We start from the raw sequence: 16902 nt of genomic DNA on the forward strand, positions 1-16902 counted from the left end.
TCTGGATCATCCGGCGGACGGCGCTGTCGGGATGCCGATGCCCGTTGTGTCGCCTACAGGCGTTCTGGCCGGAGCGCCCGTGCGGCGGGCGTCGTAGCCGGGTTCGAGCGTGCCGAAGAGCCGGTCCCACACCGTCGTGTAGAAGCCGAGGTTGTACCGCGGCGTCGCGTGGTGCCCCGCGTGCATGGCCGGCGTGGCCACCCACTTGAAGACCGCGGAGGCCCGCACCCGCGGCGGCAGCGGCTCCACCCCGAGGTGCCCGAGGATCCCGAAGAGCAGGTTGAGCAGGGTGTACGCGGCGACCGCCCACGCCGAGAACGGGTGCACGGCGAGGATCGCCAGCCACGCCCCGCCGAACCCGGCGACCTCCACCGGGTGCAGCGCGAACAGGGTGATCGGCCGCGGGTCGGCGAAGACGTGGTGCAGCCGGTGGGCGAGCGGAAACAGCCACCGCACGTGCGCGGTCGCGTGGCTGACGTACAGGAACACGTCCATGACCACCAGCAGCAGCACGAGGTCCGGCAGCGCCCGCCAGGTGAGCGGCAGCGTGAACGTGATGATCCCGGCGCGCCACAGCCACCAGCCGGCGACGGTGACCGCCGCGTTGAGGACCGTCGCGACGGCGACCAGCACCAGCTCGAGGCGGCTGACGGGGCCGGGCGGCGGGGTGACCCGGTGCGCGCCGGGCAGCTTCAGCGCCCAGTGCCCGAGCAGGGCGGTGACCCCGACCAGCGCCGCGTTCTCGGCCAGGGCCAGGAGCGCGAACCAGCCGGTGGGCAGGTCCCGCAGCCAGGTGACGATCTCGTGCACGCTCGCACTCTGCCACCCCGGCGCAACCGCGGTCAGGTGGCGGCGGAAAGGCGACGCTCCAGGCGGGCGGTCAGCCTCGGGTACCAGCGCGGCAACCACCGCACGAGGAGGTCGGCGGACCTGGCGTCGTTGCCGACGAGGATCCGCGGCCGGTTCGCCTCGACGCCGGCGACGATGATGCGGGCGGCGCGGTCCGCGGGCATCGTCAGCAGCTTCTCGTTGTAGAGGCGGGTGCGGGCCTCGTCGCGGGCGGTGACGTCGGCGCCCTGGCCGCGGGCGTGCGCCAGGGCGGCGGTGGCGATGTTGGTCCGGACGCCGCCGGGGTGCACGACGCTGACGCGGACCGGGTGCCCGGCGGCGAGCAGCTCGCCGCGCAGCGCCTCGGTGAAGCCGCGCACGCCGAACTTGGCGGCGCAGTAGTCGCTGAGCGCCGGCTGCGCCATGATCCCGTTGAGGCTGGAGACGTTGACGACATGGCCGTCGCCGGAGGCGATCAGGTGCGGCAGGAACGCCTTGGTGCCGTGGATGACGCCGAACAGGTCGACGGTGATGGTCCGCTCGTACGCGGCCCAGTCGCTGTCCAGGACGCTGCGCCCGCCGCCCGCGACGCCGGCGTTGTTGTACACCTGGTGCACCACGCCGAAGTGCGCGGCGACGGCGGCGGCGTGGGCGAGCACCGCGGCGCGGTCGGCGACGTCGAGCGGCGCCGCGTGCACCTCCGCGCCGAGAGCCTTGACCTCCTCGACGGTGGCGGCGAGCCCGGCCTCGTCGACGTCGCTGACGGCGAGCCGCGCGCCGCGCCGGGCGAGCTCGGCGGCGAGCTGCCGCCCGATGCCGGAGCCAGCGCCGGTGACGACGGCGACCTTGCCGGAGACCTTGCTCATTCGCGGACCCCTGCCGTGGCGGTGATGTGGTCGGCGGTCAGGTCGACGACGCGGTCGATGACGCCGGGGGCGAAGTGGTGGCGCATGCCGGCGATCTCGACGTGCCGGGCGCCGGGGATCGCGGCGGCGGTCGCCCGGCCGCCGCTGGGGTGCACCATGCGGTCGGTGTCGCCGTGGATGACGAGCGTCGGGGCGGTGATCGAGCGCAGCTCCGCGGTGCGGTCGCCGGAGGCCTGGATGGCGCCGATCTGCCGGGCGACGCCGGCCGGGTTGGGCCGCCCCTCGGCGCGGTCCCAGACGCCGGTGACCCACGCGCGTTCGAGCGCCACGTCGGGCGGGAAGTCGGTGGTGGAGCCGATGTGCCGCAGCAGCGACAGGTGCCGTTCGACGGCCTCCTCGGCGGTGCGGGCCGGCCGCTTCGCCATCCGCAGCAGCGTCGAGCGGGCCGGCTGCCCGACCCGCCGGTCGCCGGTGGTGGAGAACACCGAGGTGAGCGTGGCGACGCGGGCGGGGTGGCGGGCGGCGAGGGTCTGCGCGATCATCCCGCCCATCGACATGCCGAGCACGTGCACCGGGCCGGCGCCGAGGTGCCCGAGGAGCCCGTCCACGTCGGCGGCCATGTCGCCGAGGTCGTACGCGCCGGGCACGGGCCGGGCGAGCAGCTGCCGCAGCATGCCCGGCGGGCGGGCCCGGACGCGCGTGGAGCGGCCGGTGTCGCGGTTGTCGAGCGTGATCACCCGCAGCCCGCGGCCGGTGAACCCGTCGACCATCCGCCGCGGCCACGAGGTGAGGTCCAGCCCGAGCCCGGCGACCAGCAGCAGCGCCGGCCCGTCGGCCGGGCCTTCGACGCGGTGGCAGATGGTCGTGCCGCCGGGCAGCTCGGCGAACAGGTCCTCGGTCATGCGGTCACCTTCACGGGAGCCTCGGAGAAGTGCAGGGCGGGGTCGTCGACGCGGCCGTCGCGCAGCAGCTTCACGTCGGAGTGGTAGTCCATGGAGGTGAGCCAGGGCATGCGGTCTCCCTGCCGGGGCAGCTGGTCCACGGCGCGCTGGATGTAGCCGGCGGCGAAGTCGAGGAACGGCCGGGTCGGCATCGGCGTGTCGCCCAGCGATGGGCGGCAGACGTCGTGGCCGTGGGCGTCCATGTACGCGAGGAGCCGGCAGAAGTGCTCGCACAGCAGCCCGACCTTCAGCGTCCACGACGAGTTGGTGTAGCCGATCGCGAAGGCGAGGTTGGGCACGCCGGACAGCATCATGCCTTTGTACGCGACCGTGTCCGGCAGGTGCACCGGCGCGCCGTCGACGGTCAGCCGCAGCCCGCCGAGCGCCTGCACCTGCAGGCCGGTCGCGGTGACGATGATGTCCGCCGCCAGCTCCCGCCCGGACTCGAGCAGCACGCCGCGCTCGGTGAAGGTGGCGATCCGGTCGGTGACGACGCTCGCCGTGCCGCGACGGATCGCCCGGAACAGGTCGCCGTCGGGCACCGCGCACAGCCGCTGGTCCCAGGGGCCGTAGGGCGGGTTGAAGTGCTCGTCGACGGGGAACCCGGGCGGCAGCTGCTTGACGTTGATCCGCCGGATGATCCGCCGGGCGAGGCGGGGGTGCTTCTGGCAGAAGCGCCAGACCGCGCGCTGCTGGGCGATGTTCTTGCGGCGCGCCGCCCGGTAGCCGCGCTCGTCGCCGAGCCACCGGCGCAGCGCGTTGGCGATCGGGTCCTTCTTCGGCACCGGCATCACGTACGTCGGCGTGCGCTGCAGCATCGTCACGTGGGCGGCGCCGGCGGCCATGGCGGGCACCAGCGTGACGGCGGTGGCGCCGCTGCCGATGACGACGACGCGCTTGCCGGCGTAGTCGAGGTCCTCGGGCCACTGTTGCGGGTGCACGATCGGGCCCGCGAACCGCTCGCGGCCCTCGAAGTGCGGGGTGTGGCCGGCGTCGTACCGGTAGTAGCCGCCGGCGCAGAACAGCCAGCCGGCGGTCATCCGCGTCCGCGTCCCGGTGTCGGTGCGCTCGACGTCGAGGATCCACCGGGCCTCGTCGCTCGACCACGCCGCGCCGAGCACCTTGTGGTGGTAGCGGATGTGGGCGTCGAGGCCGTTCTCGGTGGCGGTCTCCCGCACGTACCGCAGGATCCTGGGCGCGGAGGCGATGGACTCCTCGTCCCGCCACGGCTTGAACTCGTAGCCGAACGTGTGCAGGTCGGAGTCGGACCGGATGCCTGGGTAGCGGAACAGGTCCCACGTGCCGCCGGACGCGGCCCGGGCCTCCAGGATCGCGAACGTCTTGCCCGGCAGTTGCGTGGTCAGGTAGCGCCCCGCCCCGATGCCGGAGATGCCCGCCCCGACGATCACAACATCGAGATCCTCGCCCATGACCACGACGATGCGCCTCGACCATGGCCTTGCGCCAGTCCAACGTGCACCGAAATACTCGCCGCATGGTGCAGAATGCTGCGTCGGTACCGTGGCCGCCGCTGTCACCGGAGGTCGCGGAGCTCTTCCGCCGGGGCGCGGAGATCGCCCTCGACCCGCGGGCGGAGTGGATCGAGGAGCTGCACGCGGCGGCGCTCGGCGGGGACCGGATGCGGCCCGTCGCCGCGGACCCGGTCCTGGCGGAGGCGACGAAGCGGGCCAACCTCGCCAACCTGCTGCACTGGGCGGAGCAGAACGTGCGGCATCCGGGGCGGCGGGTGCCGGCGAACACCGGCGCCGAGGCCCTCGACGCGGCCCGGGACTTGGTGCGCCGCGGGCTCGACGAGCGCGGGCTGGACGCGTACCGCACGGCGCAGAGCGTCGCGTGGCGGCGGTGGATGGAGATCTGCTTCGAGCTGACCTCCGACCCGGTGCGGCTGCGGGAGCTGCTGGACGCGTCGGCGCTGTCGATCTCCACGTTCATCGACGACACCGTCGCCGCCGTGTCGCGGCGGATGGAGGCGGAGCGGGCCGAGCTCACCCGGGGCGCGTCGGCGGAGCGCCGGGCGGCGGTGACGCTGCTCCTGGAGGGCGCGCCGATCAGCCGGTCGCGGGCCGAGGCGCAGCTCGGGTACGGGCTGGCCGGTCCGCACACCGCCGCGATCGTGTGGGGCGCGACCGAGCACCTGGAGGGCGCCGCGGAGACGGTGATGCGGGCGGCCGGCGCCACGCACCGCCTGACCGTGGTGGCCGGGACGGCCGCGCTGTGGGTCTGGTTCCCGTCCCGGACCGCGCCGCTGCCGTCGTTGCCGGGCCATCCCGACGTGCGGGTCGCCCTGGGCCGGCCGGGCACGGACGTCGCCGGTTTCCGCCGCAGCCACCTGGACGCGGCGGCGGTGCAGCGGATGCTGACCCGGCTCACCTCGCCGCAGCAGGTCGCCCGCTACGAGGACGTGCAGCTCGTCGCGCTGCTCACCGCCGAGCCGACGCAGGCCGACGAGTTCCTCGCCGACACGCTCGGCGACCTCCTGCACGCCGACGCGGCCACCCACGAGACGGTCCTCACCTACGTGCGGGAGCAGTGCAGCACCACCCGGGCCGCGGACCGGCTGTACACCCACCGCAACACCGTGCTGCGCCGCCTGGCCCGCGCCGACGAGCTGCTCCCCCGCCCCCTGTCCGAAAACGTGGTGAGCGTGGGAGCAGCCCTCGAGGTGCTCCGGTGGCGCCGGACCTGACCTACCTGATCAGCGGTGCCACTTCTGGTTGCTGCCGCCGCCGCAGGTCCACAGCTGCAGCTTGGAGCCGTTGGCGGTGGCCGCGTTCTGCACGTCGACGCACTTGTTGGCCTGGATGTTCACCAGGTCGCCCGCGGCGTTGAGCGTGAACTTCTGCGCGCCGCTGCCGTTGCAGGTCCACAGCTGCACGGCCGCGCCGTCGGCGGTGGAGCCGCCGGAGACGTCCATGCACTTGCCGAGCGCGCGGATCGAGCCGTCGGCGTTGATCGTCCACTGCTGCGCGCCGGTGCCGTTGCAGTCCCAGATCTGCAGCCGGTTGCCGTCGGCCGCGTTGGAGCTGGGCACGTCGATGCACCGGTTGCTGCCGTTGCCGATGATCGGTCCGGCGCTCCCGCCGCCACCGCCGCCGCTGTACCCGTAGACCCGCACGTAGTCGACCGTGAGCGTCTGCGGGAACTGGGTGGTGCCGTCCGGGTAGCCGGGCCAGTAGCCGCCGACCGCGAGGTTCAGCAGCATGAAGAACGGGTGGTCGAACACCCACCGGTCCCCACCCAGGTCCGCGGGGGTCCGGGTCTGGTACAGGTTGCCGTCGACGTACCAGCGCAGCACGTTCGGCTCCCACTCGACCGAGAACGTGTGGAACGCGTCCGCGAACGGCGCCCCGATCGTGTACCCGGCACCGATGCCCTCCGCACCGGAGTACCCCGGCCCGTGGATCGTGCCGTGCACCGTGTTCGGCTCCTTGCCGATGTTCTCCATGATGTCGATCTCGCCGCTGTTCGGCCACGGGTTGCTGCCGATGTCGGCGCCCAGCATCCAGAACGCGGGCCAGATGCCCTGGCCGCGCGGCAGCTTCATCCTTGCCTCGAAGCGGCCGTACGCCTGGGTGAACCGGTCCGCGGTCAGCAGCCGGGCCGAGGTGTAGACACACCGGCCGTAGTGACACTGGTAGTTGGCCGGGTTCTCCTTGCGGGCGGTGATCACGAGCTGCCCGGCACCGTTGAGCGCCGCGTTGCTCGTGCTGGTGGTGTAGTACTGCTGCTCGTTGTTGCCCCAGCCGCCCCCGCCGACGTCGTACTTCCACTTGCTGCCGTTGGGTGCGCTGCCGGCCGCGCCGTCGAACTCGTCGGACCAGGTGAGTCCTCCGATGGCGGCGGCGGCCGGGTTGCTGGCGGCGTCCCGCACCGCGACCGCGGTGAGGAACGACAGGACGGTCGCACCCAGCATGACCAGGGTGCGAGCCTTGATGAGCTTCACGTGCATGTGGCCTCCCGAGGACCTGGCGGAGTCCGTACGGTTACTTAACAGATCGACCCCGGTCGAACCTATACACCCAGGCGACCGCGGTCAAGAGAGCGCTCTCAGTAGACGCCCCCACGGACGCGCCCGGACCACAACCAGCACCGCGCCCCCTTGACCACCCCGCCGACCACCGGCGCGGCGAGCCCAGACCACCCCTGGATTCCAGGCGGGCACAGCACGGGCCGGCAATCCGTGCGCCAGGCCGACATGGACTACCCCGGCCGCCCCGCCGACCCTTGCCTGGACGCCGGCGCCCGACCCGGGGCGGCGGCGAAGCCCGCAAGCACCGGGGCTGGCCCGCAGCACACCCCGCTCCGGCACTACATGACCCCCGCCTCGCGCCACAGACGTTGGTCAATGCCAGCAAATGCGGCTTTTGCGCAATCGACGTTGCGCGATCCACCCACAAAACGATCTCCAAATTGGGGGTAGATCGCGCAACGTCGATGCCAAATTATGAACATTTCGGGGCATTGACCAACGTCTGCGTGAGGCGCTCACCGGCAGGCTGTGAACGTGATGCACTGCCGGCCCACCCCGAGTGCGAGCCCGCGGAGCAGGAAGACGCGAAGTGAGGGCGAGCACGCGGCGCGCCGGGCCGCGGCACGGCACGGACATGCGGCGGGACGGTCACGGGGCACGGCCGGACCACGGCGCGGTCCGACGCGCGACCGGAACGCACGTGCGGCACAGACGACTCACACTCGGGGGCCGTGCCCGCGGCACGGCACGGACTGACGCGCGGCACGGACTGACGCGCGGCACGGACTGACGCGCGGCACGGACTGACGCGCGGCACGAACCGACGCACGGCACGGACCGATGTGGGGCGTTCGCACTGCCGACGGCGCGTGGCCCTCCTGGCGCTACATGGACTCGGGCTTGCACGCAGACGTTGGTCAATGCCCTGGAATGCGGCATTTGTGGAATAGGCGTTGCGTGGGCCACCTACAAAAACGATCTTTGAATCCGGGGTCGACTGCGCAGCGTCGATGCCGGATTGGGGACATTTTGGGGCATCGATCAACGTATGGGTGGGGCGGACGCTGTCAGGGCGTGAACGTGATGCGCTGGTGGCGGTAACCGAAGAAGAGGGCGTTGACGCCGGCGGTACCGGAGCCCTAGGAGCGTAGGTCGGCGACCAGGGCGACGTACTGGCGCTGGGCGTCCTCCTGGGCCGTGCCGGTCAAGGCGTGCCATGCGTCGTACTTGGCACGGCCGACCATGTCGAAGACGCCGGGGCGCTTGCCGGTGGCGTCGCCGTGGGTGCCCTGCTTGTAGAGGGCGTAGAGCCGCAGCAGGACGTCGTTGCCGGGGCGCTGGTCGAGCTGCTTGACGTCGATCTGGGCCTGCTCGAACTCCGCGGTGAGGGACATGCCCCGAAGCCTACAAGCGCAGCGGGTGATCCTGGACGAGCGACTCGGGGGCGGAAAGCTGCCACGCCTCGTAGAGCAGCTCGGTCAGCTCGTCGGCGTCGATCCGCTCCAGGTACACGACGACCCAGCCGAAACCGCCGGAGGTGAACTGCACCTCGAACACGTCGGGGCGCTCCGCGACAAGGGCGATCTGCTCCGACAGCGTCTGCTTCAGGCCGGTCGTGTGCGTGCGGGGCCAGTAATAGCCGAACCGCTTGCCGCGCACGCTGAACGACGTGTAGTCCGCGGCGTGTGCCCGCTCGACCTCGGCGAGCCGGTCCACCATCGCGAGGAACTGCGCATCCGGTACAGCCACGATGGAAGTTTCACAGCCCCGCCCGGCGGCGTCCACGGCGGGGGCCGGGCCGATTGACACGCCGGTGAGGGGTTCGTACCGTCACCTGTCGAAGCGCTTCGACAGGGATTGGGTCGTGCATGAAGTTCAGCGACGGGTACTGGCAGCTGCGTGAAGGGGTGCACCCCCTGTACCCGGTGCACGTCCGGGATGTGGCCGTCGGCGCGAACAGCCTGTCGGTGTACGCGCCGACCCGCCGGGTCACCGGCCGTGGCGACACGCTCAACACGCCGCTGTTCACCATCGAGTGCACCACGCCGGCGCCCGACGTGATCGCGGTGCGGGTCAGCCGGCACACCGGCGGCGCGCCGCGGGGGCCGCGGTTCCGGATCGACGCCGACCCGGCCGCCGATGCGAAGGTGACCCGCGACGACGACGCCGTCACGTTCACCGCCGGCGCGCTCAGCGCCCGCTTCGCACTGGACGGACCCCACAACCAGGGCAACAGCCAAAGCGGGCAGTGGCGGCTCGACTTCATCGCCGAGGGGCGGGTCCTCACCAGCAGCGCCCCGAAGGCGCTCGCCGCCCTGCGCACCGCGGACGGCCACTTCCTGCGCGAGCAGCTCAACCTTGGCGTCGGCGAGGTGGTGTACGGGCTGGGCGAGCGCTTCGGTCCGCTGGTCAAGAACGGCCAGACCGTCGACGTCTGGAACGCCGACGGCGGCACCAGCAGCGAGCAGGCGTACAAGAACGTCCCGTTCTACCTGACCAGCGCCGGCTACGGGGTGTTCGTCGACGACCCGGGCCCGGTGTCGTTCGAGGTCGCCTCGGAGGCCGTGTCGCGGGTGCAGTTCAGCGTCCCCGGGCAGGTCCTGTCGTACCTCGTCATCTACGGGCCGACGCCGCGCGACGTGCTGCGCAAGTACACCGCGCTCACCGGCCGGCCCGCGCTGCCGCCGGCGTGGTCGTTCGGCCTGTGGCTGTCCACGTCGTTCACCACGTCCTACGACGAGGCGACCGTGACGTCCATCGTGGACGGGATGGCCGAGCGCGGGCTGCCGCTGTCGGTCTTCCACTTCGACACGTTCTGGATGCGCGAGTTCCACTGGTGCGACTTCGAGTGGGACCCGGTGACCTTCCCCGACCCGGCCGGCATGCTGGCCCGGCTCAAGGCGAAGGGGCTGCGGATCTGCGTGTGGATCAACCCGTACATCGCGCAACGCTCCGCGCTGTTCGAGGAGGCGACGGCCGCCGGGTACCTGGTGAGGAAGAGCGACGGCGACGTGTGGCAGTGGGACCAGTGGCAGGCCGGGATGGGCCTCGTCGACTTCACGAACCCGGCCGCGCGGGCCTGGTTTCAGGACAAGCTGAAGCACGTGCTCGACCTGGGCGTCGACTGTTTCAAGTCCGACTTCGGCGAGCGCATCCCCACCGACGTCGTCTGGTCCGACGGCGCCGACCCGCTGCGGATGCACAACTACTACACGCACCTGTACAACGAGGCCGTCTTCGAGCTGCTGCGGGAGCGCCGCGGCGACGGCGAGGCGGTGCTCTTCGCCAGGTCCGCGACCGCCGGCGGGCAGCAGTTCCCGGTCCACTGGGGCGGTGACTGCAGCGCCACCTTCGAGTCGATGGCCGAGAGCCTCCGCGGCGGGCTGTCGCTGGCCATGTCGGGGTTCGGGTTCTGGAGCCACGACATCGGCGGCTTCGAAGGTACGCCGGATCCGGCCGTCTTCATGCGCTGGATCCCGTTCGGGCTGCTGTCCTCGCACAGCCGGCTGCACGGCAACGAGTCCTACCGGGTGCCGTGGCACTTCGGCGACGAGGCGGTCGCCGTCCTGCGCGACTACACGCGGCTCAAGGCGCGGCTCATGCCCTACCTGTACGGCGCGGCCGTCACCGCGCACCGCGAGGGCCTGCCGGTGCTGCGGCCGCTCGCGCTGGAGTTCCCCGACGATCCCGCCTGCGCGCACCTGGACCGGCAGTACATGCTGGGCGGCTCGATCCTCGTCGCGCCGGTGTTCAGCGCCGACGGCGACGTCAGCTTCTACCTGCCGGCGGGGCGGTGGACCGACCTGCGCAGCGGCGAGGTGCTGAGCGGGCCCGGCTGGATCCGGCGCCGGTACGGCATGGGCGACCTGCCGGTGCTCGCCCGTCCCGGCTCGGTCGTGCCGCTCGGCGCGTGCGACGACCGCCCCGACTACCCATACGCCGACGGCGTCACCCTGCGGGTCCACGAGCTGCCCGACGGCGCGGGCACGACCGTGGACATCCCCTCGCCGCAGGGCCGGCTCAGCGGCACCGCCGGAGCGAGCTTCACGGTGCGCAGGGCCGGGACGACCGTCGAGGTGCGCCGGGACAACGGGAGCCCGGCGCCCTGGCGGGTGCAGCTGGCCGGCATCGACACGGTGGCGGCCGTCGATGCCGGTCGGCTCACTCGCGACCCCTCCGGCGTGCTGATCGCCGTGGACGCCGAGGTGGACCGGCTGACCGTCAGGCTCGCCTAGCGACTTCCCAGGGGTGTGGAGCGGCGCCGCCGCGGTCCGGATCGGGTGTTCCGGCCGCGGCGGCACCGTTGCGCGGTCCCCCCGGCCGGACGAGCCGAGAGGGCAGCGCCGGGCCGCGGGAGACGCCGGCCGGACGGGCCGCGCGGGCAGCGCCGGGCCGTGGTTCAGGGCCGGCGGGCCGGGGCGGCACTGTCGCGGACCGTCAGGGCCGGCGGGAGCAGTGTCGCCTCGGGGACCTGGCGGCCGTCGAGCTTCGCCATGAGCAGGTCGACCGCCCGCCGGCCCACCTCCTCCGCCGGGATGCTCACCGACGTGAGGCGCGGCTTGCCCCGCTCGGCGACCTCGTCGGGGCAGATCGCCACCACCGACACGTCCCGCGGCACCCGCCGGCCGAGCGCCGCGAACGCGTCCAGCAGCGGCGGCACGGTCGGCTCGTTGTGCACCACCACCCCGGTCAGGTCCGGGTGGCGGTCCAGCAGGCCGCGCACCGTCGACAGGACCGCGTCCGGGGTCGGCTCGCACGGGACGGTCGTGCCGCGCAGGCCACGCCGCCGCAGCGCCTCGTCGAACCCGGCGGCGGTGCGGCTGGCGAAGCCGAGCTCCCGCTCGTACACCTCCGGCGGCGACCCGACGAGAGCCACACAGGCATGACCGAGGTCGGCGAGGTGCTCGACGCATGCCGCGCCGGCCGCCGCGAAGTCCAGGTCGATGCAGGTGAGCCCGTCGGCGTCGGCGGGGAACCCGATGAGCACCGACGGCCGGCCGAGCGTCCGGAGCCGGGGCAGCCGCCGGTCGTGCAGCTCGACGTCCATCACGATGAGCGCGTCGGCGAGCGAGCTGGCGGCGACCCGCTCCAGGCCCTGCACGCCCTCGTCCTGGGTGAGCAGCAGCACGTCGTGGTCGTGGCGGCGGGCCGCCGTCACGACCGAGATCACGAACTGCATCAGCACCGGCACGTACAGCCCCGTGTAGAGCGGCATGATCAGCGCGATCACGTTGGAGCGGTTGCTGGCCAGCGCCCGGGCGCCGGCGTGCGGGTGGTAGCCGAGCACGTCGATCGCGGCGAGCACCCTGCGGCGGGTCTCCTCGGAGATCGTCCGCTTGCCGCTCAGGACGTACGAGACGGTGCTCGGGGACACGCCCGCCTGCCGTGCCACGTCACCGATCGTCGCCATGCCCGCCTTCATGGTCACGACAGTAAGCGACGCGGCGCCTTTGTCGTAGTCGGCAGGAAATTTCCGGACCAGTACGAATTGACGACGATAACCGCGTATCGGTTACTGAAATCAATTCATCTCTCCCGCCCAAGAGACCCTTTCAATACCCCTAACGGGTGCGCTGAATGCGGACAACCGCCGCAATCGGCACCGCCGGCCCTTCCGCTTCGAGCGGCCCTGCCGATACGCTCCCGGCACTGCCCGCGGGCAATTATCGATCGACGGGCGATTATCAGAAAGGAGACCGCCATGAAGGCCGTCCGCTCTCTCTGAGTATTGCTCTGACCTCGATGCCGCCGGCCATCTTTTGGGGACTGTCGTGACACATCGGATCACCGTGCCCTTTCAAGGGGATGGCAGCGGCATCGGGGAACTTACCTGGGGACAGTTCGCCGCCTGGCGGTCCATGCAGGTCGTCGAGGCGACCGAGTGGACCGGCGGCACCATGGCCCTCGCCCCCGGCACGACCGTCGGCGACGTCGCGACCACGCTCGGGTTCATCATGAGCCGCCACCAGTCGCTGCGCACCCGCCTCGTCCCCGACGGCCCCGGGACCGACGCGCCGCCGAAGCAGGTGCTGTCGTCCTCCGGCTCCGTCGTCCTGGAGGTGTACGACGACGACGGCGACCCGGAGCGCCTCGCCGCGACGATCCGCGCCCGGTACGAGACGGCGCCGTGGGACCCGTACACCGACTGGCCGGTGCGGATGGCGGTCGTCGCGCGCCCCGGCACCGGCGACGCGCTGTGGTTCGTCGCGCTGTACTGCCACATGGTCATCGACGGCTACGGCTTCGAGGCGCTCATCGCCGACCTCGCCAACCTCGACCCCGCCACCGGCCGCCACCTCGCGCCCGTCGCCGGCATCCAGCCTCTGGAGCTCGCCGCGGCCCAGCAGGGCGCCGGCGCGCGGCGGCAGCACCAGGCGTCGCTGCGCTACTGGGAGAAGCACCTGCGCACGATCGAGCCCCGCCGGTTCCCGGTGCCGCTCGAGCCGCGGCCCGAGCGCTGGTGCGAGGCGACGCTCACGTCACCCGCGACGCACCTCGCCCTCGCCGCCGTGGCCGAGCGGACGAAGGTGCACAGCGGCACGATCCTGCTCGCCGCGTACGCCATGATGCTCGGCCGCCTGTCGGGCCAGCCGGTCGGCGCGTTCCGGATCGTGGTCAGCAACCGCTTCCGCCCGGGCTTCGCCGAGTCGGTCAGCAACCTCGCCCAGGCCGGGCTCGCCGTCATCGACACGGGTGCCGCCCCGTTCGCCGAGGTGATCGCGCGGACGTTCAAGAGCCAGCTGACCGCCGGGATGTACGCCTACTACCACCCGCGCGACCTGTGGGCGCTCGTCGACCGGGTCGGCGCCGAACGCGGCGTGGAGCTCGACACCGGCTGCTACTTCAACGACCGCCGCCGCTCCGCTCCGCCGCCGAGCGGGATCCCCTCGCCCGCCGAGGTCACCGCCGCGCTGGAGGGCAGCGTGCTGCAGTGGGGGCCGAGCTCCAACGAGTGGGACGCGACCTGCTTCCTGCACATCGACGCCGCTGCCGGCGCGGCCACCGACGCCGTGGACCTCACCTGGCGGGTCGACACCGCGGCCGTCTCGCCCGCGATGCTGGAGGTGTGCCTGCGCGGCATCGAGTCGCTGGTCGTGGCCGCCGCTCTTTCCGAGACTGTCGCGGTCTAAACCCTCAATACCGCGATCGCAACGCCGATACACCGGACGGCCCGGTTGTTCCCGTCGTCGGCAAGGACCCCGCATGACCACTGACAGCACCCCCATCCAGGTGACGGTCCGGCGTGGCCAGCTGGCCGGCTGGGTCGCCGACCGGTCCGTCGGGACGAAGAACCTGATCGGCATCGCGCTCGTGGCGCTGGTCGCGATCGGCGTCGGCATCCTGTCGATCACGAGCATGGCCCGGCTCAACGACCGCTTCGGCCAGCTGAAGACGCGGCACCTCGAGAGCGTCGAGCAGCTCGTCGTCATCCGGCAGGGCGTCAGCGAGAACTACCGGGGCCAGTCGCTGTTCGCCTGGTCCGCCTACGACCCGACGCTCGGCCCGCGAGGGACGCAGGCGGTCGAGGGCGGCGACGCGATGATCGAGGGGGCGATCGCGAAGTACCGCACCCGGCTCGCCGGCTCCGCCGCCCGCGAGGCCGCCCTCAACAACTTCGCCAAGGCGTTCACCGACTACAGCAACCTGCGCGACGTGGTCGTCTTCCGCAAGCAGCCGGCGCCCGGCCTGACCGTGCCGTCGGACATGGCCGCCACGAACACCCTCTGGCAGAGCCTCGAGGCGCAGATGAACGCGTCGCTGGCGAAGCTCCAGCAGCAGGAGACCACCGAGTCCGACGCGATGGCGGCCGCGGCGCGAAACGACTACACCAGCGCGCGCAACTGGACGGTCGGCTCGCTCATCGTCGGGCTCGGGCTCGCGCTGCTGCTGGCGCTGGGCATCGCGCGCCGCATGAACCTGCAGCTGCGGTCGGTCTCCGACACCCTGCGCGGCGTCGCCGACGGCGACCTGACCCTGCGCGCCGACGTGTACGCCCGCGACGAGCTCGGCGCGATGGCGGCCGCGATGAACCGCGCCAACGAGAGCGTCGGGCGCACCGTGCACACGCTCGCCGCCGCGGCCGGCACCCTCGGCGGCAGCACCGGCCGGCTGACCAGCGTCACGACCCGCATCGCCGACAGCGCCAAGGCCGCGGCGGCCCGCGCGAACGTGGTCGCGGGCGACGCCGGGACCGTGTCGCACAACGTCCAGACGGTCGCCGCCGGCTCCGAGGAGATGGGCGCCTCGATCCGCGAGATCGCGCAGAACGCCAACGACGCCGCCCGGGTCGCCTCGGAGGCGGTCGGCGTGGCCGAGTCGACGAACCGCACGGTGTCCAAGCTCGGCGACTCCTCGGCCGAGATCGGCAACGTGGTCAAGGTGATCACCTCGATCGCCGAGCAGACGAACCTCCTCGCCCTCAACGCCACCATCGAGGCCGCCCGCGCGGGCGCGGCGGGCAAGGGGTTCGCGGTCGTCGCCAGCGAGGTGAAGGACCTCGCGCAGGAGACCGCCCGGGCGACCGAGGACATCTCCCGCCGCGTCGAGGCGATCCAGTCCGACACCGCCAACGCCGTCGACGCCATCGGCGAGATCAGCCGGATCATCGCCCGCATCAACGACTACCAGCTCACCATCGCCTCCGCCGTCGAGGAGCAGACCGCCACGACCAGCGAGATGAGCCGCAGCGTCGGCGACGCCGCCCACGGCGCGGCCAACATCGCCGGCAACATCGCCGGTGTCGCCGACGCCGCCGACACCACCACCTCGACCCTCACCGAGGTCGACGCGACCGTCGCCGAGCTCAACAGCCTCGCCGCCGACCTCCAGCTCGCCGTCGGCCGCTTCCGGATCTAGGTGTTCTGCCCACGGACGTTGGTAACAGTACGAGGTTCCTGAACAGATGAGGTGCCAGGTGCCGTCGCGCTGCCACCGGCGGGACAACCGGTACACCGTCTGCCACGGCCCCTCATCGGCGGGCACGTCACGCCACGGGGAGCCTACCCGGATCCGCCGCCGGATGCCGTCGCTCAGCTGCCGCCCGGCTCAGCGCCGGCGGCGCTCGCGGGGTCCCGCCTCGGCCGTCTTGTACGTGACCAGCGGGACCGTGGTCGCCACCGGGGTGGCCAGGCCGTGCGCCTCCAGGTCGCCGATCACCTGCTCGATGCGCTTGTACGCGGTCGGCGCCTCCTCGAAGAGCAGCTGCCGGTCGCCGCACACGACCAGCGAGCCGACCGGCGTGCGGCGCAGCTCCTCGACCGTGTGCTTGGCCTTGCCGCGGCGCAGGGCGTCGGCCCGGGACATCTTGCGGCCGGCGCCGTGCGCCACCGAGTGGTTCGCCTCCGCGCCGGCGTGCGCGGCGACGAGGTACGACGGGGTGCCGCGGGTGCCGGCGACCAGCACGTCCTGCCCGTCGCCGGGCGCGGCGCCCTTGCGGTGCAGGTAGACGCGGTCGCCGTCCTCGCCGGCGCGGACTTCGGCGAGGTTGTGGCACTGGTCGACGACGGGTTCGGACAGCTGCGCGCCGAGGGCGTCGGCGACCCGGGCCGCGAGCAGCCGCCGGTTGAGCGAGCCCCAGCGCACCGCGTCGTCGTGCGCCGCCAGGTACGCGGCCGGGTCGGCGGCCGGTCCGGCGCCGTGGACCTCGGTGTGCGCGCGCAGGATCCGCTCGCCGAAGCCGCGGGACCCGCTGTGCACGACGAGCACCAGGTCGCCGGCGGTGAGCCCGAGCCGGGCGGCGTGCCCCTCGTCGAGGACGGTGCCGACCTTCGCCAGCTCCACGAAGTGGTTGCCGCGGCCGACGGTGCCGAGCCCCTCGACGTGACCGCCGGGGATCTCCCCGTCGACGAGGCCGGGGTCCAGGGGGACGTCCAGGTCGGGGAACTTCGCGGCGAGCTTCTCCGGCACGGCCCGCTTCAGGCCGATCGGGAACACGGCGATGCCGCAGCCGATGTCGGAGCCGACGAGCAGCGGGTACAGCACCGTCGACGCCATCGCGGCGCCGATCGGCGCACCCTTGCCGGGGTGCAGGTCGGGCATGCCGGCGACGTGCAGCATGCCGTCGAGCGCGGCGACCTGGTGGCACTGCGCGACGGCGTCGGACTCGATCCAGCTGCCGGGGCCGGCGAACACGGAGACGGTGGCGGACATGGTCCTCGCTTCAGCGGGAGGAGGGGCATGGCAACACGGGATGTCCGTCAGCGCGTCATGCCGTCCATGATCGTTGGAACCCGCCGGCCGCGGCAACCGGTTTTCGGCGCCCCGGTGCCCCCGCGCC

The 16902-nt window shown here is 72.5% G+C and carries 13 protein-coding genes and 1 pseudogene; 4 read left to right on the top strand and 10 right to left on the bottom strand.

Translation table 11 applies throughout. The features are described 5' to 3' along the window. Positions 1 to 6: 6 nt before the first annotated feature. Genes ABZ321_RS13300 through ABZ321_RS13315 form a run of 4 tightly spaced genes read right to left on the bottom strand, consistent with a single transcriptional unit; the run spans position 7 to position 4071 of the window. Positions 7 to 810: a sterol desaturase family protein gene (locus tag ABZ321_RS13300; RefSeq protein WP_354891056.1), complete on the bottom strand. Its 804-nt coding sequence runs from the start codon at positions 808 to 810 to the stop codon at positions 7 to 9. A gap of 32 nt (positions 811 to 842) precedes the next feature. Beyond that, a complete protein-coding gene (locus ABZ321_RS13305; protein WP_354891057.1) occupies positions 843 to 1694 on the bottom strand; it encodes an SDR family NAD(P)-dependent oxidoreductase in 852 nt (283 codons plus the stop codon). Then, positions 1691 to 2596, bottom strand: a complete 906-nt coding sequence (locus tag ABZ321_RS13310) for an alpha/beta hydrolase (RefSeq protein ID WP_344501943.1) — start codon at positions 2594 to 2596, stop codon at positions 1691 to 1693. The genes ABZ321_RS13305 and ABZ321_RS13310 overlap by 4 nt, the downstream gene beginning before the upstream one ends. Then, positions 2593 to 4071, bottom strand: a complete 1479-nt coding sequence (locus ABZ321_RS13315; protein ID WP_354891058.1) for an NAD(P)/FAD-dependent oxidoreductase — start codon at positions 4069 to 4071, stop codon at positions 2593 to 2595. The genes ABZ321_RS13310 and ABZ321_RS13315 overlap by 4 nt, the downstream gene beginning before the upstream one ends. Positions 4072 to 4130: 59 nt before the next feature. Between ABZ321_RS13315 and ABZ321_RS13320 the strand changes: the two genes are divergently transcribed. Further along, a complete protein-coding gene (locus ABZ321_RS13320) occupies positions 4131 to 5342 on the top strand; it encodes a PucR family transcriptional regulator (protein WP_354891059.1) in 1212 nt (403 codons plus the stop codon). 9 nt (positions 5343 to 5351) lie between these two features. Here ABZ321_RS13320 and ABZ321_RS13325 read toward each other — a convergent pair whose 3' ends face one another. The 3 genes from ABZ321_RS13325 to ABZ321_RS13335 all read right to left on the bottom strand — a co-directional run bounded on the left by ABZ321_RS13325 (position 5352) and on the right by ABZ321_RS13335 (position 8375). Beyond that, on the bottom strand, positions 5352 to 6569 hold the full coding sequence (locus ABZ321_RS13325) for a family 16 glycosylhydrolase (RefSeq protein WP_344502335.1): 1218 nt from the start codon (positions 6567 to 6569) through the stop codon (positions 5352 to 5354). Between the two features lie 1196 nt (positions 6570 to 7765). Then, on the bottom strand, positions 7766 to 8020 hold the full coding sequence (locus ABZ321_RS13330; RefSeq protein WP_354891060.1) for an acyl-CoA-binding protein: 255 nt from the start codon (positions 8018 to 8020) through the stop codon (positions 7766 to 7768). 10 nt (positions 8021 to 8030) lie between these two features. Continuing rightward, a complete protein-coding gene (locus tag ABZ321_RS13335) occupies positions 8031 to 8375 on the bottom strand; it encodes an MmcQ/YjbR family DNA-binding protein (protein ID WP_344501947.1) in 345 nt (114 codons plus the stop codon). 119 nt (positions 8376 to 8494) lie between these two features. Between ABZ321_RS13335 and yicI the strand changes: the two genes are divergently transcribed. Then, on the top strand, positions 8495 to 10861 hold the full coding sequence (gene yicI, locus ABZ321_RS13340; protein WP_354891061.1) for an alpha-xylosidase: 2367 nt from the start codon (positions 8495 to 8497) through the stop codon (positions 10859 to 10861). Between the two features lie 164 nt (positions 10862 to 11025). Here yicI and ABZ321_RS13345 read toward each other — a convergent pair whose 3' ends face one another. Continuing rightward, positions 11026 to 12048 (bottom strand): LacI family DNA-binding transcriptional regulator, encoded by a 1023-nt coding sequence (locus tag ABZ321_RS13345; RefSeq protein WP_344501949.1) that lies wholly within the window; start codon positions 12046 to 12048, stop codon positions 11026 to 11028. Positions 12049 to 12397: 349 nt separating this feature from the next. Here ABZ321_RS13345 and ABZ321_RS13350 point away from each other — a divergent pair, with 349 nt between their 5' ends. Continuing rightward, the gene (locus ABZ321_RS13350; protein ID WP_354891062.1) at positions 12398 to 13756 is read left to right on the top strand and encodes a condensation domain-containing protein; all 1359 of its coding nucleotides are present in this window, start codon (positions 12398 to 12400) and stop codon (positions 13754 to 13756) included. Positions 13757 to 13829: 73 nt separating this feature from the next. Next, a complete protein-coding gene (locus tag ABZ321_RS13355; RefSeq protein WP_344501951.1) occupies positions 13830 to 15482 on the top strand; it encodes a methyl-accepting chemotaxis protein in 1653 nt (550 codons plus the stop codon). Between the two features lie 54 nt (positions 15483 to 15536). Here ABZ321_RS13355 and ABZ321_RS13360 read toward each other — a convergent pair. Both ABZ321_RS13360 and ABZ321_RS13365 read right to left on the bottom strand, forming a co-directional pair. Next, positions 15537 to 15665, bottom strand: a pseudogene (locus ABZ321_RS13360) (transposase); the annotation flags it as partial. A gap of 6 nt (positions 15666 to 15671) precedes the next feature. After that, positions 15672 to 16775: an RNA ligase RtcB family protein gene (locus tag ABZ321_RS13365; RefSeq protein WP_354891063.1), complete on the bottom strand. Its 1104-nt coding sequence runs from the start codon at positions 16773 to 16775 to the stop codon at positions 15672 to 15674. Positions 16776 to 16902: the final 127 nt, after the last annotated feature.

This window comes from Dactylosporangium sp. NPDC006015, from assembly GCF_040614215.1.
GTDB classification, from domain to species: domain Bacteria; phylum Actinomycetota; class Actinomycetes; order Mycobacteriales; family Micromonosporaceae; genus Dactylosporangium; species Dactylosporangium maewongense.